This is a genomic window from Streptomyces capoamus (assembly GCF_014654935.1).
GTDB lineage: Bacteria > Actinomycetota > Actinomycetes > Streptomycetales > Streptomycetaceae > Streptomyces > Streptomyces capoamus.
Map to the genome: position 1 here is coordinate 24,118 of NZ_BNBF01000002.1, position 15,305 is coordinate 39,422.

Sequence of the window (15,305 nt, forward strand, 5' to 3'; positions counted from 1 at the left end):
GTACGGGGACGTCTCATGGGCCAGTCGGTTCACTGTTCCACTCTCCCACGGGCTCCGGAACGGCGTAGAAACGCATCAGCACCGGGCGTGCCCCGTCCGGCGCCTCCTCACGCGCGTGGGTGTACCGCTCCAGCAGGACGTGGTACTCCCGCAGGAACGCGAGCAGTTCCTCCCTGGTCATCCAGGAGCCGTGGCGCTGCACCTGCGCCCAGCCCTCCGGTCCCCGGTACTCCTGGTGGGCACGGCGGTACAGCGCGGTGTCGAACTCGATCTTGAGCTGGGCCAGCTCGGCGGCTGCCGCGTACTCCTCCGGGGCCATGGCGGCCGGGTCGGGCGTGGTGTGCCGGAAGGGCAGCGCCCGCCACCACCGCTCCCGTCCGCCGGACTTCTCCGGGATCTCCTCGATGAGCCGCTGCTCGGCGAGTTTGCGCAGGTGGTAGCTGGTGGTGCCGGAACTCTCGCCGAGTTCGCGAGCGAGCACGGTGGAGTTCGCCTCGCCGTGCCGGCCGAGGTAGTCGAGGATCCGGCGGCGCAGTGGGTTGCCGAGGGACTTGTACAGAGCGGTGCGCTCCAGGCTGGTCATCTCGGGCAGGCCGTCGGTCATGGGATCACGGTAACGCCCCGCCCCTGACCCGTCCCTGAGTCACCCTGAGACATCCCTGATACGCCCCGGAGGTCGCCGAATTTCCTTTGCAGAGGTTTCTCTGCGATCTAGTGTGGAATTCGTGCTTCGGCGCGAGCTGCGGCGTCCGTACGGCGAGGAGGGGCGAGGGATGAGGAAGTGGACATTGATCCTGCTGGGGGCGGCGGCGGCCCTGCTGGTCCCGTGGATGGCGGTGCTGGCGCTGACCCTGCCCGGCAGCACCCGGGTGCACCACTGGTCCCTGGCCTGGATCGGCCTGGACGTCCTCCTGGCCGCCGGCTGCGCCGCCACGGCCTTCTGGGGCCTGCGCGGCGACCCCCGCTCCCGCCTCACGGCCTCGGCGACGGCGAGCGTCGCCGTCCTGGACGCCTGGTTCGACATCACCACCGCCCACCCGGGCACCGCCCTCCTCCAGGCCCTCGCCTGCGCGGTGGCGGAGGGGACGGTGGCGGGAGTGTGCGTGGCGCTCGCCCTCTCGAAGGGGCGGTGGTCGGTGGAGAGCCGGGAGCCGGGGCCGCGGCGAGCGGTCGCCCGGCCCCCGCTGTCCCCCGCGCACCAGCCCCGCTGATCGCACCCCCTCGCCATCCCGGCCGCCCCCAAGGACACTCATGGTCAGGACAGTTGCCGCCGGAGGGGGACGGGACATGCGGGACGGTCATCGGGCGGAAGCCGAACGGCTGCTGGTGCGCGCCGTGGACGAGGAGGTGCGGCGGTCGGGCGGCCGGATCGACGGCCAGGTGCTGCTGGCCCGGGCGCGTGGCGCGCTGGACGCCATGGCGGCGGCGGCCGGCGAGGAGTACGAGACCTACACGCGCGCACTGGACGAGGCGCGGGCCGGGCAGCGGACCTTCGGACAGCGGTACGCGAGCGCGGGCGCCGGAAACGCCCTGCTGGTGGCGGCCGTCGCCGCCGTCGCCGCCGCCGTCGCCGACCTCTGCCTCGGTACGGGCACCGGTACGGCCCTCGGCGCGGGTGCCACCGCGGCCGTGGCGGGCGCCGCGGCCACGGTGGTGAAGGTGGCCGGCGCGCACCTGCCGGCCGCCCACCACCGCGCGGGCGCCGCCGGCCAGCCCGGCGGCCCGGAACAGCTGCGGCTGCAGTGGCTGACCGCGCTGGAGGTGCGCGGCATCCGCCCGTTCCTCGACCAGCAGCGGGTGCTGAGCGCCTCCACGGGCCCGAAGAAGACCGGCGGCGGCCCGGCGCTGCGCGGCACGGACAAGAGCGCGGCGGCCCGCAGGCGCTCGGTGCTGGAGCAGTCGTTCGGGCAGCTCCCAGAGGCCGACGGCGCCTTCGCGGGGCGCCGCACGGAGCTGGGGCGGATCAGACAGTGGGCGCAGGCGGCCCGTGCGGCCACCGAGACCCGGCCGACGGTGGTCGTGCTGCACGGCGAGCCCGGCTCCGGCCGGACCACGCTCGCGGTGCGCGCGGCGCACGAGCTGCGGGACCACTTCCGGGGCGCGGTGGTGGTGGACCTGCGCGGCGGCAGCCGGGAGGAGCCGCCGCTGTCCACCCGGGACGCGCTGCTGCACCTGCTCAACCGGCTGGGCGCACCCCGTGAGCAGCTGCTGTTCCGGGAGCGGTCCTCCCCCGAACAGCAGGTCAAGCGGCTCGCCGAGCTGTACCACCGGCATCTGACCGGTCTGCCGGTGACGATCGTGCTGGACGACGCCTCGGATCCGGAGCAGGTGCGCGCCCTGGTGCCGGAACGCTCCGACAGCCTGGTCCTGGTGACCGCCCGGGCGCCCCTCGAACTGCCCGCGGACCTGCCCGCCCGGGTGCACGAGCTGGCGGTCCCGGCGCTGGACGCGGCGGGCGCCGAGGAACTGCTGAGCGCGGCGGCGCGGGACACCGCGGGGCCGTACGACGCCGAGGCCGCCGACCGGATCCGCGAGCTGTGCGGCGGGCTGCCGCTGGCCCTGCGGATCGCGGGTTCCGCGCTGGGTCCGCGCTCGCCCCGGCAGCTGGCCTCGGACCTGGGCAAGTACGGCCCGGTCGAGCCGGTGGAGCGGGCGCTGTGGCTGCGTTACACCGACCAGCCGGAGCCCACCCGCCGGCTGCTGAGGAGGCTCGCCCTCGCGGGCCGGGCCTCACTGGGCGCGGCGGCGGCGGCCTCCCTGCTCGCCGCCGACGAGGCCGAGGCCGGCCGGCAGCTGGTGGCGCTCGCCCGGGCCGGCCTCGTCGACCACGTGCGCGGCAGCCGCTACCGGCTGCACGACCTGGTGCGGGCCTTCGCACACGCCCGCCTGCTGGACGAGGAGGACCCGGCGGAGCGTGCGGCGGCCCAGGAACGGCTGATCGTGAACTACGCGCAGCTGGCCGACTCGGTGCTGCGCCTGGTCGACGGGAACATGTCGACACGGTCGAACCAGTTCGGCGCGCACGGCTTCCCCTCCCTCGACGAGGCGCTGCGCTGGCTGGACGACGAGTCCAGCTTCATCACGGCGGCCCTGCGGCAGGCGGAGGGCGTGGACCAGGCCGCCGTGCTGAACCTGCTCGGCGCGCTGTGCGACTACTGCCTGCTGCGCGGCGACCTGTACCGGCTCGGCGAGATCAGCGAGCTGGCGGAGTCGGTGGACCAGGGCCTGCTGGTGCGCTCGGTGCAGTGGCGTACCGGCATCGCGGCCCGGCAGCTGGGCGAGCTGGACAAGGCGCGCACCACGCTGGCCTCGGTGGTCGACCTGTACCGGGAGGCCCACCACGACGCGGGTGCGGCCCGGGCGCTGACCTCGCTGGGGATCACGCTGCACCACCAGGGCAACCTCACCGAGGCCGCCGCCAAGCTGCAGGAGGCCCTCGATCTGCAGGCCGCGCCGGAGCTGGCGACGGACCGGGCCTGGACGATGCACGCGCTGGCGGCCGTCCAGCGGGACCGGGGCCGGCCGGCCCGGGCACGGGACCTGCTCACCCGCTCCCTGGTCCTGCACCGCGCGGGCGGCTCGGTGCACGGCGAGGCCTGGGCGCACTTCCAGCTGGGCCAGCTGGCGCTGCGGCTGGGGGACGTACCGGGCGCGGAGACGGAGCTGCGGGCGGCCCTGGAGCGGTACGGCAGGACGCAGGACGCCCGCGGGGAGGCGTGGGCGCTGACCCAGCTGGCCCGGGCCCGGCTGGTCGACGGCGACGGCCCCGCGGCCGTGGAGGACCTGCGCCGGGCGGCGGTCCGGCACCGGGACAACGAGGACGCGCGCGGCGAGGCATGGACGCTGTACTACCTGGGGCAGGCGCTGGAGGAGAGCGGCGAGCTGGACCAGGCGGTGCGGGAGCTGGAGCGGTCCCGGACGATGTTCTCCCGGATTCGGGACGTCTACGGCCTGGCCTGTGCCCGGCACCACTCGGCGCGGGCGACCCGGGACCAGCGGGCCGCGCAGACCGGTTCACTGCGCAATTCCGGTTTCGCCCGGCAGCTGCTGGTGGACGCGCGCGCCGACTTCCAGCGGATCGGCGTGGCCCACGGCGAGGCCTGGATCTGCCTGGAGCTGGCGGTGGTGGACGGGGGCAACACGCGCACCCAGCAGGCACTGGCGCTGTGCGACGAGGCGCTCACCCTGTTCTCGTCGTACGGCGACCGGCGCGGTGAGGACTGGGCCCGCTTCCTGCGCTGCACCCTGCTGCCGTACGCGGCGCCGGGCGGGGTGGAGGTGGGCACGGCGGTCGCGCAGGAGGAGCTGGCCCGGCTGGCCCGCGCCACGCACCCCCTGCGGGACGGGAAGCTGGACGACTACGTCCCGGCGTACGCCCTGCTGCTGGAGCGGGGCGTACGGCTGGAGGACGGCTGGCAGGCCTGGCGCCTGCGCATGACTCCGGACCGCCACGCCCGGGAGGTGATGGGGGTGGCGGTACCGGCGGAGGACTGACCCGGGCGGTCAGCCCCGCTGGGAGTCGGCCTTCGGCCGGGGCTGCTCCGCCTCGGTGTCCGGGGACTCCTTGAAGTCGACCTTCCGCATGTGCTTGCTCATCGACTTCATCAGGCCCCAGACCGCCAGGGCCATCACCGCGAAGACGATGAAGCCGAGGACACCGGGGGTGACCTTGTTCTCGTCCACCTCCTTGGCGAGGGGGACGAGATGCGTCACTGCCAGGCTCACGCTTGCGCTCATGTCAGGCATTGTCCCGGATGCCCGCGAAGAGGTCGTCCTCGGGGAGGGAGGTGTCGACGAGGGACTTCGCCAGCTCGTACTCCTCCGTGGGCCAGACCTCCTTCTGCAGCTCCAGCGGGACCTTGAACCAGCCGCCGTCCGGGTCGATCTGCGTGGCGTGGGCGATCAGCGCCTTGTCACGGATCTCGTAGAAGTCCGCGCACGGAACGTGCGTGGTCAGGGTGCGCTCGGTGCGCTCCATCTCGTTCCACCGCTTGAGCCACTCGCCGTACGGCGAGTCCAGGCCCCGGTCGAGCATGGCCTGGTGGAGGGCCTCGGTGCGGGGCCGGTTGAAGCCCTGGTTGTAGTAGAGCTTCAGCGGCTGGTAGGCGGCCCCGAACTCCGCCTCGGGGTACTTCTCGGTGTCCGCCGCGCCCTCGAACGCCACCATGGAGATCTTGTGGGTCATGATGTGGTCGGGGTGCGGGTAGCCGCCGTTCTCGTCGTAGGTGGTGATCACCTGCGGACGGAAGGAACGGATCTGCTTCACCAGTTCACCGGCCGCCTTGTCGACGTCCTCCAGGGCGAAGCAGCCCTCGGGCAGCGGCGGCAGCGGGTCGCCCTCCGGCAGGCCGGAGTCCACGAAGCCGAGCCACTCCTGCTTGACGCCGAGGATCTCCCGGGCCTCGTCCATCTCCTTGCGGCGGACCTCGTGAATGTGCTCCTCGATATAGGCGTCACCCTGCAGCTTCGGATTGAGGATGGACCCGCGCTCACCACCGGTGCAGGTCACCACCAGTACGTCCACCCCCTCCGACACGTACTTCGCCATGGTGGCCGCGCCCTTGCTCGACTCGTCGTCGGGGTGCGCGTGAACGGCCATCAGTCGCAGCTGGTCAGTCAAGACTCAATCCTCGGTAGGTCGGCGCCCCGGGTTCGTGGGGTGCGATCGGCGGCTTCTATAGTGACCGAATCGGGGGGCGAATAATTCCGCGGAGAGGACGATCATGAGTACCGCGAGCACGCGGCTGCCCGAGGGCCGCTACGGCCGCTCCTCGGATCAGCGCGCCGACCGCAAGCTCAGGATCGCCGCCATGGTGCTGGGCGCGGCCCTGCTCGCCCTGATCGGCTATTTCGCCTACCACTACGTCGCGCAGAACGAGATCAGCGCCGAGGTCACCACCTTCAAGACGTCCGACGACGCCGTCAAGGTGCATCTGGAGGTCCGCAAGGACGCCGGCGCCTCCGGCTACTGCACCCTGCGCTCCCAGTCGGCCGACGGTGCCGAGGTGGGCCGGGCCGACTTCCGCTTCTCCGGACCGGCCACCCGGATCGACAAGGTCGTCACGCTCCGTACGACGGCGCCGGGGACGACGGCCGAGCTGCTGGGCTGTCACGCCGGCTGAGAGCCCCCGACGCCCCCCGGATTCACCCGGAATGCGTAGGCTGTGACCTGGGGCGATGTAATTCTCATGGCTTATGTCCTCCCCCTTGGGCCGTGGAATTGTTAGGCTCGTGGTTTCGCCCATCCAAGAGGGAACATGCTTCTGGGTAGGGCGATGCTTTGTATTCCCAGTACCGACGAGGAGCACCCTGTGACCCAGACCAGCGAGAACGTCACCTGGCTGACCCAGGAGGCGTACAACAAGCTCAAGGACGAGCTTGCGTACCTTACTGGTCCTGCGCGCACGGAGATCGCCGCCAAGATCGCGGCCGCGCGCGAGGAGGGCGACCTGCGCGAGAACGGCGGGTACCACGCGGCCAAGGAGGAGCAGGGCAAGCAGGAGCTGCGTGTGCGCCAGCTGACCCAGCTCCTCGAGAACGCCAAGGTCGGCGAGGCGCCGGCCGCGGACGGTGCCGTCGCTCCGGGCATGGTCGTCACGATCGCCTTCGACGGTGACGAGGACGACACGCTGACGTTCCTGCTCGCCTCGCGCGAGTACGCGAGCTCCGACATCGAGACGTACTCCCCGCAGTCCCCGCTCGGCTCGGGTGTCATCGGGCACAAGGTCGGCGAGGACGCGGAGTACGAGCTGCCGAACGGCAAGAAGGCCTCGGTGCGGATCCTGAAGGCCGAGCCGTACAGGGACTGATCCGGACCACCGGTTCGCTGCGAGCCCCCGGCGCCCTGAGGGCCGCCGGGGGCTTTGTCATGTGCGGAGCCCGTGCCTGGGCCGGGTCGCGGGCCGGTGTCCGTCGGTGTCAGGCGGTCGCGGAGCGGTACTTGCGCACCGCGAGGGTGCGGAACACCACGATGATCAGGACCGACCAGCTCAACGAGGCCCAGACCGGGTGTTCCATCGGCCAGGCGCCCGAGGCGGACTGCCCGGGGTTGCCGAACAGCATCCGGGCCGCCTGCACGGTGGCACTGAACGGGTTCCACTCCGCGATGTGCCGCAACCACGGTGTCATGTTGCCGGTGTCCACGAAGGCGTTGGATATGAAGGTCACCGGGAACAGCCAGACCAGTCCGCCGGAGGTGGCCGCCTCCGGGGTGCGCACGCTCAGGCCGATCAGCGCGCCGATCCAGGTGAACGCGTACCCGAGCAGGAGCAGCAGCGCGAAGGCGGCGAGGACCTTGCCGGCGTTGGTGTGCCCGTCGGAGCCGGTCCGCCAGCCGACGAGCAGCGCGACCACGGCGAGGACCAGCAGGGTGAGCGCCGTCTGCACCAGGTCGGCGAGGGTGCGGCCGGTCAGCACCGCACCGCGCGCCATGGGCAGCGAGCGGAAGCGGTCGATGAGGCCCTTGTGCATGTCGTCGGCGATGCCGGCGCCGGAACTGGCGGTGGCGAAGGTGACGGTCTGCGCGAAGATGCCGGCCATCAGGAAGTTGGTGTAGTCGAGCGCACTGGTGCTGGAGCCGATTTTCATCGAGCCGCCGAACACATAGGTGAACAGCACCACGAACATGATGGGCTGGATCAGCCCGAAGATCAGCATCTCAGGGATGCGGGACATCCGGATCAGATTGCGTCTGGCGACGATCAGCGAGTCGTGGACGGACCGGCCGACGGGGTTGCCTGGCGCCGTGGCGGGCACGGCCTCGGTGGCGGCACTCATTTCACGGCCTCCTTGCCGTTCTGCTTGCCGTTCTGCTTGCCGTGCTTCTTGGCGGCCTGCTTGCCGTTCCGCTCGTCCTGGCCGGCGGTCTCGGCCGCGTGGCCGGTCAGGGAGAGGAAGACGTCGTCGAGGGTGGGGCGGCGCAGGCCGATGTCGTCTATCTCGATCCCCCGCGTGTCCAGCTCGCGGATGACCTCGGCGAGCAGCTTGGCGCCCCCGGTGACGGGCACCGTCAGCTTGCGGGTGTGCTGCTCGACCGTCGCCTCGCCCTTGCCGAAGCCGCGCAGCACCTCCACGGCGGTCGCCAGGTGCTCCCGCTCGTGCACCACGACCTCGACCCGCTCGCCGCCGGTGCGGGCCTTGAGCTGGTCGGAGGTGCCCTGGGCGATGACCCGGCCGTGGTCGACGACCGCGATGTCATGGGCCAGGTGGTCGGCCTCCTCCAGGTACTGCGTGGTGAGCAGCAGCGTCGTACCGCCGGAGACCAGCTGCTTGATGACCTCCCACAGCTGTTGGCGGTTGCGCGGGTCGAGACCCGTCGTGGGTTCGTCCATGAACATCACCGGCGGCGAGACCACGAGGGCCGCGGCGAGGTCCAGCCGGCGGCGCATGCCTCCGGAGTAGGTCTTGGCGGGGCGGTCGGCGGCGTCGGCCAGGTTGAACTGGTCCAGCAGCTCCGCCGCGCGGGCCCGGGCCGCCTTGGCCTTCATCTGGTAGAGCTGTCCGACCATCTGCAGGTTCTCCCGGCCGGTCAGGTACTCGTCGACCGCGGCGAACTGGCCGGACAGGCCTATGGAGCGGCGCACCGTGTCGGGGTGCCGCAGCACGTCGACGCCCGCGACGACCGCCTTGCCGCTGTCGGGGCGCAGCAGGGTCGTCAGGCAGCGGACGGTCGTCGTCTTGCCGGCGCCGTTCGGCCCGAGCAGGCCGAGGACCGTGCCCTCGGGCACATCTAGGTCGACGCCGTCCAGTGCCCTTACGTCGCCGAAGGTCTTCACGAGACCTTCGGCATAGATGGCGCCTGGCATGTCTGTCTCCACGTCGTCGGGGTTCGGGGTGGATTCCGCGCAAAGGCTAGGTTCGTTCGCCCGGCCGCGCCCGTCATTTTCCGCAGGTGCTGTCGCAGGGGCGGCCGGCGAGCACCCGAGAACCATAACGCGATGTATCGCGTCTCTCAAGAGACCTCACCCGAACGAGCGAGCGGATCTCCGGGCCGGCCTGCTCCCCTGATCCGGGGCCCGGCCCGCGGATCCCGGGTCAGGCGCTGACGAGGTAGCCGGCGTCGCGCAGGGAGCGGCCGACCTCCGCGCAGTGCGCCGGGCCCTTCGTCTCCAGGTGCAGTTCCACCTCGGCCTCGGTGAGCCCGAGCCGGGGGTCGGTCCGGACATGGCTCACGTCGAGGACGTTGGCGTCGACCGCCGACAGCACCCCGAGGAGCGTGGCGAGCGCACCGGGCCGGTCCGTCAGCCGCAGCCGTACGGCCAGGTAGCGGCCCTGCGCGGCCATGCCGTGCCGCAGCACGCGCTGCATCAGCACCGGGTCCACGTTGCCGCCGGAGAGCACCGCGACCACCGGGCCCTCAAAGGCCTCCGGCGCGTCCAGCAGCGCGGCGACCGGGCTCGCGCCGGCCGGTTCCACCACCAGCTTGGCCCGCTCCAGGCAGAGCAGCAGCGCCGCCGACAGCCGGTCCTCGCTGACCGTGCGCACCTCGTCGACCAGCTCGCCGACGATCCCGAACGGCACCAGGCCCGGCCGCCCCACCTTGATGCCGTCGGCCATCGTCGCCGGCGACTCCAGCGACACCGGGCGGCCGGCGGCCAGCGACGGCGGGTAGCAGGCGGCCCCCTCCGCCTGCACGCCGACGATCCGGACGTCCGGCCGCAGCGCCTTCACCGCCACCGCGATACCGGCCGCCAGCCCGCCGCCGCCCATGCCGACGACGATCGTCCGCACCTCCTGGCACTGCTCCAGGATCTCCAGGCCGACCGTGCCCTGGCCCGCGATGACGTCCGGGTGGTCGAAGGGGTGGATGAACACCGCGCCCGTCTCGGCGGCGTACTCCTGGGCGGCGTGCAGGGTCTCGTCGACCACCTGGCCGTGCAGGCGCACCTCGGCGCCGTAGTCCCGGGTCGCACTGATCTTCGGCAGCGGCGCCCCTTTGGGCATGAACACCGTGGCGTGCACGCCCAGCAGCGAGGAGGCCAGCGCCACGCCCTGTGCGTGGTTGCCGGCGCTCGCGGCCACCACGCCGGCCGCCCGCTCCTCCGGCAGCAGCCCGGCGATCCGCACGTAGGCGCCGCGCAGCTTGAACGAGCCGGTCCGCTGCAGGTTCTCGCACTTGAGGTGCACCGGCGCGCCGACCAGCTGGGACAGGTGCCGGCTGCCCTCCATCGCGGTCACGCGCGCGACCCCCGAGAGCATCTTCCGGGCCCCGCGCACGTCGTCCAGGGTGACGGAGCGCAAGGAGTCAGCCGTGCGGTAGCTCATGACTCCAGCATCGCAGTTCACGTCTGCGCACGACGGGTGTGACCAAGCAGCGAGACCGGTTTGCGCAGCGCCGGTACGGCTTGGCGCCCGGCCGCGTACCCTGTCCCCCAACCCAGCAGCCCTTCATGAAGCGAGCCTCCGGCCATGCCCACAACACCTGAAATGTCGATGGACATGACGACCCTCGGTGACACCGGTCTCCTCGACACCCTCCAGCACGAGGTGGCGGTGTTCGCCCGCCGTGCCGAACAGACCCGGCTCGGCGGTGTCGGCCAGGTGCGCAACTCCATGGACCGCGCCGCATACCTGCTGCTCAACCGCCTGGACAAGGAGGGCCCGATGGGCGTCAAGGCGCTCGCGGCGAGCATGGGGATCGACTCCTCCACGGTCACCCGGCAGGTGGCGCCCCTGGTCGACACCGGGCTCGTCAAGCGCACCTCGCACCCCGAGGACGGGCGCGCCGTGGTGCTCCAGCTCTCCCCGCGCGGCGCCGCCCGGCTCGAGGAGGTGCGTTCGTCCCGGCGTCAGCTCATGGCCGAGTTGACACACGACTGGGCGCCGGAGGAGCGCGAGCAGTTCTGCACGCTCCTCACTCGCTTCAACGTCGCGCTCTCCGCGCGGATGTCGGTGCAGGGCGGACCGGCGGCGGAGCAGCCCCCGGCCTCCTGAGCCGCGCACCGCACGGCAGGGTCCGCACCTCTTGACCCCGGGGCCGCCACTGGCCTCATATGAGATCGGGCCCGGACGGGCTCCGTCGGGGGGAGGCGTGGTGCGTGATCGGCAAGCGGCCCGCGATGCCCGCCGGGCCCGGGAGTTCGAGGCGTTCGTCGCGGGCGCGGCCGGGCGCCTGCTGCACGCCGCCATGCTGCTCACCGCGGAGGCACCGGACGCCGGCCCGCGCGCGCGGCGCCTGCTGACCCTCGCACTCGCCCACACCTACGCCCGCTGGGACCGGCTGCGCGGCGAGGACCCGTACGACTGCGCCCGCCAGTACCTCGCCACCCGCTTCGCGCGTACCACCTGGCACCGGTACGGCGCCTTCGGCCGCGCCCGGCCCGATCCGCGCAGCCCGCTCGCCGCGCTCGCACCGCGGGAACGGCTGGTCCTGGTCCTGCGGCTCTACGAGGGGGTGGCCGAGGAGCAGACGGCGGCCCTGCTCGGCCTGCCCGCGGAACGCGTCCACACCATCTGCGACCGCGCCACGGCCACCGTCCTGCACCCGGACCGCCCTGCGGCCCCGCGCCCCGTGAACCCCGGGACGGCGCTGTCATGAGCCCCGCTGAATCCCCCGCCGCCCTCGCCCCGCCGGACGGCCGTCCCGCGCGCGGGGGGCGGGGCAGGGCCGGCGGACGTACGGACGGCGGCACGGGCCGTACGGGCCGTACGGGCCGTACAAGCGGCATCGGCGGCGGTACGGGCGGCACCGGCGGGGAGCCGGCGCGGGGGTGCCGGTCCGGCGGCGGGAGGCCCGGGTGAACCGGGGGGAGCGGGAGGCCGCCGTGCGGCGGCTCCTGGAGCAGGGCGTCGCGCCGGTGCCGCCGGAACTGCACGGCGACGCGGTGCGCCGCGGGGACCGCCTGCTGCGGCAGCGGCGGCTGGTCCGCCGCGTGCTGTGGCTGCTGGCGTGCGCCGCGGTCGTCGCGTTCGCGGTGTGGGCGGCGGACGCCCACCCGTGGGTGGAGCCGCCCTCGCAGACGACTCCACCGCTCACGGGGTGGTGACCCCGGCCGTCAGGCCAGGGCCTGCTTCAGGTCCTCCAGCAGGTCGTCGACGTTCTCGATGCCGACGGACAGGCGGACCAGGTCGGCCGGGACCTCCAGCGGGGAGCCGGCGGCGGAGGCGTGCGTCATCCGGCCGGGGTGCTCGATGAGGGACTCCACGCCGCCGAGGGACTCGCCCAGGGTGAAGATCTTGGCGCGGTTGCACACCTCGACCGCGGCCGCCTCGCCGCCCTCGACCCGGAACGACACCATGCCGCCGAACGCCTTCATCTGCTTGACGGCGACGTCGTGGCCGGGGTGCTCGGGCAGCCCCGGGTAGCAGACGCCGGTCACCCGCGGGTGCCGGGTCAGCATGTCGGCGATCTTCGTGGCGTTCTCGCTGTGCCGGTCCATGCGCACGGCGAGGGTCTTGGTGCCGCGCAGCACCAGCCAGGAGTCGAAGGGGCCGGCCACGGCGCCCATCGCGTTCTGGTGGTAGGCGAGCTCCTCGCCGAGGCCCGGGTCGGAGACGATCAGCGCACCGCCGACCACGTCCGAGTGGCCGCCCATGTACTTCGTCAAGGAGTGGACGACGACATCGGCGCCGAGCGAGAGCGGCTGCTGCAGGTAGGGGGTGGCGAAGGTGTTGTCGACGACCAGCTTCACGCCCGCGTCGTGGGCGACCTGGGCGACCGCGGCGATGTCGGTGATGCCGAGCAGCGGGTTGGAGGGGGTCTCCACCCAGACCGCCTTGGTCTTCGGCGTGATCGCCGCGCGGACGGCGGCCGGGTCGCTGGTGTCGGCGACCGACCACTCCACGCCCCAGCGGGTGGCGACCTTGGCGAAGAGCCGGAAGGTGCCGCCGTAGGCGTCGTTCGGGATCACCACGTGGTCGCCGGGGGTGAGCAGCGTACGCAGCAGGGTGTCCTCGGCGGCCAGGCCGGACGCGAAGGCGAGGCCGCGGCGACCACCCTCCAGCGCGGCGAGGTTCTCCTCCAGGGCGGTGCGCGTCGGGTTGGCGCTGCGGCTGTACTCGTAACCGCCGCGCAGCCCGCCGACGCCGTCCTGCTTGTACGTGGACACCTGGTAGATCGGCGGCACGACCGCGCCGGTCTGGGGATCCGCGGTGTTGCCCGCGTGGATCGCGAGGGTCTCGAAGTGCTGACTGATGTGGCTGTCACTCATGTGTACCGAGCGTAGTGCGCCCGGCCGGTTCCCGATGCCCGCCAAGTGGGATACGTCCTGTCTTGCAATGCTCCCGTCATGCTCCCGGCGGCCCCGCCGGGAGGCTCGGGGCACGAGGCGTCCCGTCCCGGCGTCCCGTCCGGACTGCATCCGACCTGCTCCGGTCGGGAGCTGACATGGTCCGGTCGGGAGTTTTCCACAGGCGGGCGGTGGGGTTCGCCAATTGCCGCGGGCGTCTGGAACGCTGGAGGCATGGCGATTCTCTGGCTGCTGATGGCGCTGCTCATGCTGGGCTTCGTGCTGCTCCCGTTCATGCGGCGCAGGCGCGGGGTGATCGAGCAGGTGCCCCCGGGGCACCCGGACGCCGCCGACCCGGCGGACTACGGCTTCGTGCGCCAGGAGGAGCTGGACGTGCGCCTGCCCGGCCCGGACGAGGATCTGCTCGCGGTCCTGGAGCTGGTGCAGCGCACCCGGGACTACCGGGCGGCGGCCCAGCTGCTCGCCGGCACCGAGACCGGGGGCGAGCTGCGCTGGCAGCGGGTGCAGGCCTTCGCCGGCGCCGCCGCGCTGGAGCTCCAGCAGCGGCCCGGCGGGGTGCACGAGACGCCGGGCGGCCAGTGGCTGCGGGTGTGGCGGGCCGAGCAGCCCAAGGACGCGGGCGGCGCCGCCGTCCACGCGGAGTTCCTGGTGCAGCAGGCCTGGCGGACGGCGACACCGGGCACGGACGAGTTCCGGATCATCATGGAGGAGGCGCGGGACGCCTGTGCGCAGGCGGCCCTGCTGGCCCCCGGCGACCCGGTGCCGTACGTCATAGAGCTGTCCGTCGCGCGCGGACTGGCCTACGCGCCGGCCGAGTTCGACCAGCTGTGGCTGAAGATCCTCGACCGCGCCCCGCTGCACATGGGCGCGCACCTGGCCGCGCTGCACCACTGGTGCGAGAAGTGGCACGGCTCGCGCGAGCAGGCGTACTCCTTCGCCGAGGCCGCCGCGGCCCGTGCCCCGGAAGGCTCGCTGCTGGCCGCGCTGCCGCTGTTCGCGGTGTTCGAGCACCTCCCGGAGGTGAACCTGGTCGCGAGCTTCTACCAGAGCGAGGTCGTCACCAAGGCGATCCACGGCGCCCTGCACGCGGTCCACGCGGCCCGCCCCGACGACCCGACGCTCCCGCACGTCCGGCACCTGCTGCTGTTCTTCCTGGTGCGCGCCGAGCGGTGGGCGGAGGCCATGCAGCAGCTGATACACGTCGACGGTCATGTCGGGGCACTGCCGTGGACCCTGACCGACGATCCGGCCGCCGCGTTCGCCCTGCACCGCGCGCTGGCGGTGGCCGGTTACGAGGCCAACGGCGGCAGCCCGGCGAGCCTCCCCGGCTGACCCTCACCCGCGCCCCCCGCCCCCTTCATCGTTTTCACATTGCCCATCTGACCTGCGGTAGGGCATACTCCGCATCCCCCCACACCGCACCACACGCACCACACGCACCACCACGACGCGCCACCACGACGCTCACCCCGGTCGCCACGCTCACCGCACCACCGGTGCCCGCGCCGCTCGCACCGACCGGCACCCGCCGGTCCGGCGCTCTGTCATGTCCACTTCCTGAGGTCCTGTGGGGGGATCTGCCCGATGGGCGCAACTCTGCGCGCGCTGCGCGCCCTCGTCCTGCTGCTCGGTTTCTATCTGCTGAGCCTCGTCCTGCTCGCCGCCCTGGTGGGCATCGACATCCTCGTGTTCAGCTGGGGCCACGGCCCGCTGACGGTGAAGGCCGGCTTCATCACCGTGCTGCTCGCCCTCCCCGTCGTCCGCGGCATGCTCATGCTGCGCACCCCGAAGGGCGAGGACGGCCCCGGCATCCCCGTCACCGAGGCCGACGAGCCCCGGCTGTGGGCCCTGGTCCGGGAGCTGGCCGCGGCGGCCGGTACCCGCGCCCCCGACCGGATCCTGCTCACCGGCGAGGTCAACGCGGCCGTCAGCGAGAATCCCCGGCTGCTCGGCCTGTTCGCCGGCCGGCGAACCCTCCACCTCGGCGTCCCGCTGCTGATCGGCCTGACCGAGGCCCAGCTGAGGTCCGTACTCGCCCACGAGTTCGGGCACTTCACCGGCGGGGACACCCGGCTGTCCGTGCTCGTGGTGCGCGGGCGCGTGCAGATCGCCCGGGTC

Annotated in this window: 16 protein-coding genes; 9 read left to right on the forward strand and 7 right to left on the reverse strand. The window is 72.8% G+C overall.

Features of this window, described 5'->3' with window-relative positions:
- Nucleotides 1-13: 13 nt before the first annotated feature.
- Nucleotides 14-604, reverse strand: coding sequence for an ArsR/SmtB family transcription factor (locus IE312_RS03620; protein WP_189978310.1), 591 nt, complete (start codon nucleotides 602-604; stop codon nucleotides 14-16).
- A gap of 169 nt (nucleotides 605-773) precedes the next feature.
- On the opposite strand from IE312_RS03620, the gene IE312_RS03625 reads away from it, so the two are divergent.
- Nucleotides 774-1,211: a hypothetical protein gene (locus IE312_RS03625; protein ID WP_189978312.1), complete on the forward strand. Its 438-nt coding sequence runs from the start codon at nucleotides 774-776 to the stop codon at nucleotides 1,209-1,211.
- A gap of 76 nt (nucleotides 1,212-1,287) precedes the next feature.
- Nucleotides 1,288-4,494: a tetratricopeptide repeat protein gene (locus IE312_RS03630; protein WP_189978314.1), complete on the forward strand. Its 3,207-nt coding sequence runs from the start codon at nucleotides 1,288-1,290 to the stop codon at nucleotides 4,492-4,494.
- Between the two features lie 9 nt (nucleotides 4,495-4,503).
- Here IE312_RS03630 and IE312_RS03635 read toward each other — a convergent pair whose 3' ends face one another.
- Nucleotides 4,504-4,746, reverse strand: coding sequence for a hypothetical protein (locus IE312_RS03635; protein ID WP_189978316.1), 243 nt, complete (start codon nucleotides 4,744-4,746; stop codon nucleotides 4,504-4,506).
- Nucleotides 4,739-5,620, reverse strand: coding sequence for a mycothiol conjugate amidase Mca (gene mca / locus IE312_RS03640; protein WP_229898983.1), 882 nt, complete (start codon nucleotides 5,618-5,620; stop codon nucleotides 4,739-4,741). The genes IE312_RS03635 and mca overlap by 8 nt, the downstream gene beginning before the upstream one ends.
- A 103-nt stretch (nucleotides 5,621-5,723) precedes the next feature.
- Between mca and IE312_RS03645 the strand changes: the two genes are divergently transcribed.
- Both IE312_RS03645 and greA read left to right on the forward strand, forming a co-directional pair.
- Nucleotides 5,724-6,122: a DUF4307 domain-containing protein gene (locus IE312_RS03645; RefSeq protein WP_189978318.1), complete on the forward strand. Its 399-nt coding sequence runs from the start codon at nucleotides 5,724-5,726 to the stop codon at nucleotides 6,120-6,122.
- 189 nt (nucleotides 6,123-6,311) lie between these two features.
- Nucleotides 6,312-6,809 carry a transcription elongation factor GreA gene (greA, locus tag IE312_RS03650; protein ID WP_189978320.1) on the forward strand — a complete coding sequence of 166 codons (498 nt, stop codon included), beginning with the start codon at nucleotides 6,312-6,314 and terminating at the stop codon, nucleotides 6,807-6,809.
- Nucleotides 6,810-6,918: 109 nt separating this feature from the next.
- On the opposite strand, the gene IE312_RS03655 is transcribed toward greA, so the two are convergent.
- The 3 genes from IE312_RS03655 to ilvA form a co-directional block, all read right to left on the reverse strand.
- The gene (locus tag IE312_RS03655; RefSeq protein ID WP_189978322.1) at nucleotides 6,919-7,776 is read right to left on the reverse strand and encodes an ABC transporter permease; all 858 of its coding nucleotides are present in this window, start codon (nucleotides 7,774-7,776) and stop codon (nucleotides 6,919-6,921) included.
- Complete coding sequence (locus IE312_RS03660) at nucleotides 7,773-8,804, reverse strand: ATP-binding cassette domain-containing protein (RefSeq protein WP_189978332.1); 1,032 nt, start codon at nucleotides 8,802-8,804, stop codon at nucleotides 7,773-7,775. Before IE312_RS03660 ends, IE312_RS03655 begins: the two co-directional genes overlap by 4 nt.
- A 229-nt stretch (nucleotides 8,805-9,033) precedes the next feature.
- Nucleotides 9,034-10,263, reverse strand: a complete 1,230-nt coding sequence (ilvA, locus tag IE312_RS03665; RefSeq protein ID WP_189978335.1) for a threonine ammonia-lyase — start codon at nucleotides 10,261-10,263, stop codon at nucleotides 9,034-9,036.
- 162 nt (nucleotides 10,264-10,425) lie between these two features.
- On the opposite strand from ilvA, the gene IE312_RS03670 reads away from it, so the two are divergent.
- The 3 genes from IE312_RS03670 to IE312_RS03680 all read left to right on the forward strand — a co-directional run bounded on the left by IE312_RS03670 (nucleotide 10,426) and on the right by IE312_RS03680 (nucleotide 11,984).
- On the forward strand, nucleotides 10,426-10,932 hold the full coding sequence (locus IE312_RS03670; protein WP_189978950.1) for a MarR family winged helix-turn-helix transcriptional regulator: 507 nt from the start codon (nucleotides 10,426-10,428) through the stop codon (nucleotides 10,930-10,932).
- Between the two features lie 100 nt (nucleotides 10,933-11,032).
- Nucleotides 11,033-11,536, forward strand: a complete 504-nt coding sequence (locus IE312_RS03675; protein WP_189978337.1) for a sigma factor-like helix-turn-helix DNA-binding protein — start codon at nucleotides 11,033-11,035, stop codon at nucleotides 11,534-11,536.
- Nucleotides 11,537-11,735: 199 nt separating this feature from the next.
- Nucleotides 11,736-11,984: a hypothetical protein gene (locus tag IE312_RS03680; RefSeq protein ID WP_189978338.1), complete on the forward strand. Its 249-nt coding sequence runs from the start codon at nucleotides 11,736-11,738 to the stop codon at nucleotides 11,982-11,984.
- A 9-nt stretch (nucleotides 11,985-11,993) separates the two neighbouring features.
- Here the strand turns inward: IE312_RS03680 and IE312_RS03685 are convergent, their stop codons facing one another.
- Nucleotides 11,994-13,148 (reverse strand): cystathionine gamma-synthase, encoded by a 1,155-nt coding sequence (locus tag IE312_RS03685; protein WP_189978340.1) that lies wholly within the window; start codon nucleotides 13,146-13,148, stop codon nucleotides 11,994-11,996.
- A 252-nt stretch (nucleotides 13,149-13,400) separates the two neighbouring features.
- On the opposite strand from IE312_RS03685, the gene IE312_RS03690 reads away from it, so the two are divergent.
- Nucleotides 13,401-14,519, forward strand: a complete 1,119-nt coding sequence (locus IE312_RS03690) for a hypothetical protein (protein ID WP_189978342.1) — start codon at nucleotides 13,401-13,403, stop codon at nucleotides 14,517-14,519.
- A 252-nt stretch (nucleotides 14,520-14,771) separates the two neighbouring features.
- On the forward strand, nucleotides 14,772-15,305 hold a 534-nt coding region (locus tag IE312_RS38640; protein ID WP_229898985.1), incomplete at its 3' end, for a M48 family metallopeptidase.

Excerpts from the sequence above, each read along its gene's own strand:
- IE312_RS03625 (WP_189978312.1), top strand. The coding sequence starts at position 774 with ATGAGGAAGTGGACATTGATCCTGCTGGGGGCGGCGGCGGCCCTGCTG.
- IE312_RS03690 (WP_189978342.1), top strand. The coding sequence starts at position 13,401 with ATGGCGATTCTCTGGCTGCTGATGGCGCTGCTCATGCTGGGCTTCGTG.
- IE312_RS03630 (WP_189978314.1), top strand. The coding sequence starts at position 1,288 with ATGCGGGACGGTCATCGGGCGGAAGCCGAACGGCTGCTGGTGCGCGCC.
- IE312_RS03620 (WP_189978310.1), bottom strand. The coding sequence starts at position 604 with ATGACCGACGGCCTGCCCGAGATGACCAGCCTGGAGCGCACCGCTCTG.
- IE312_RS03645 (WP_189978318.1), top strand. The coding sequence starts at position 5,724 with ATGAGTACCGCGAGCACGCGGCTGCCCGAGGGCCGCTACGGCCGCTCC.
- ilvA (WP_189978335.1), bottom strand. The coding sequence starts at position 10,263 with ATGAGCTACCGCACGGCTGACTCCTTGCGCTCCGTCACCCTGGACGAC.
- IE312_RS03660 (WP_189978332.1), bottom strand. The coding sequence starts at position 8,804 with ATGCCAGGCGCCATCTATGCCGAAGGTCTCGTGAAGACCTTCGGCGAC.
- IE312_RS03685 (WP_189978340.1), bottom strand. The coding sequence starts at position 13,148 with ATGAGTGACAGCCACATCAGTCAGCACTTCGAGACCCTCGCGATCCAC.
- IE312_RS03635 (WP_189978316.1), bottom strand. The coding sequence starts at position 4,746 with ATGCCTGACATGAGCGCAAGCGTGAGCCTGGCAGTGACGCATCTCGTC.
- IE312_RS03655 (WP_189978322.1), bottom strand. The coding sequence starts at position 7,776 with ATGAGTGCCGCCACCGAGGCCGTGCCCGCCACGGCGCCAGGCAACCCC.
- IE312_RS03670 (WP_189978950.1), top strand. The coding sequence starts at position 10,426 with ATGTCGATGGACATGACGACCCTCGGTGACACCGGTCTCCTCGACACC.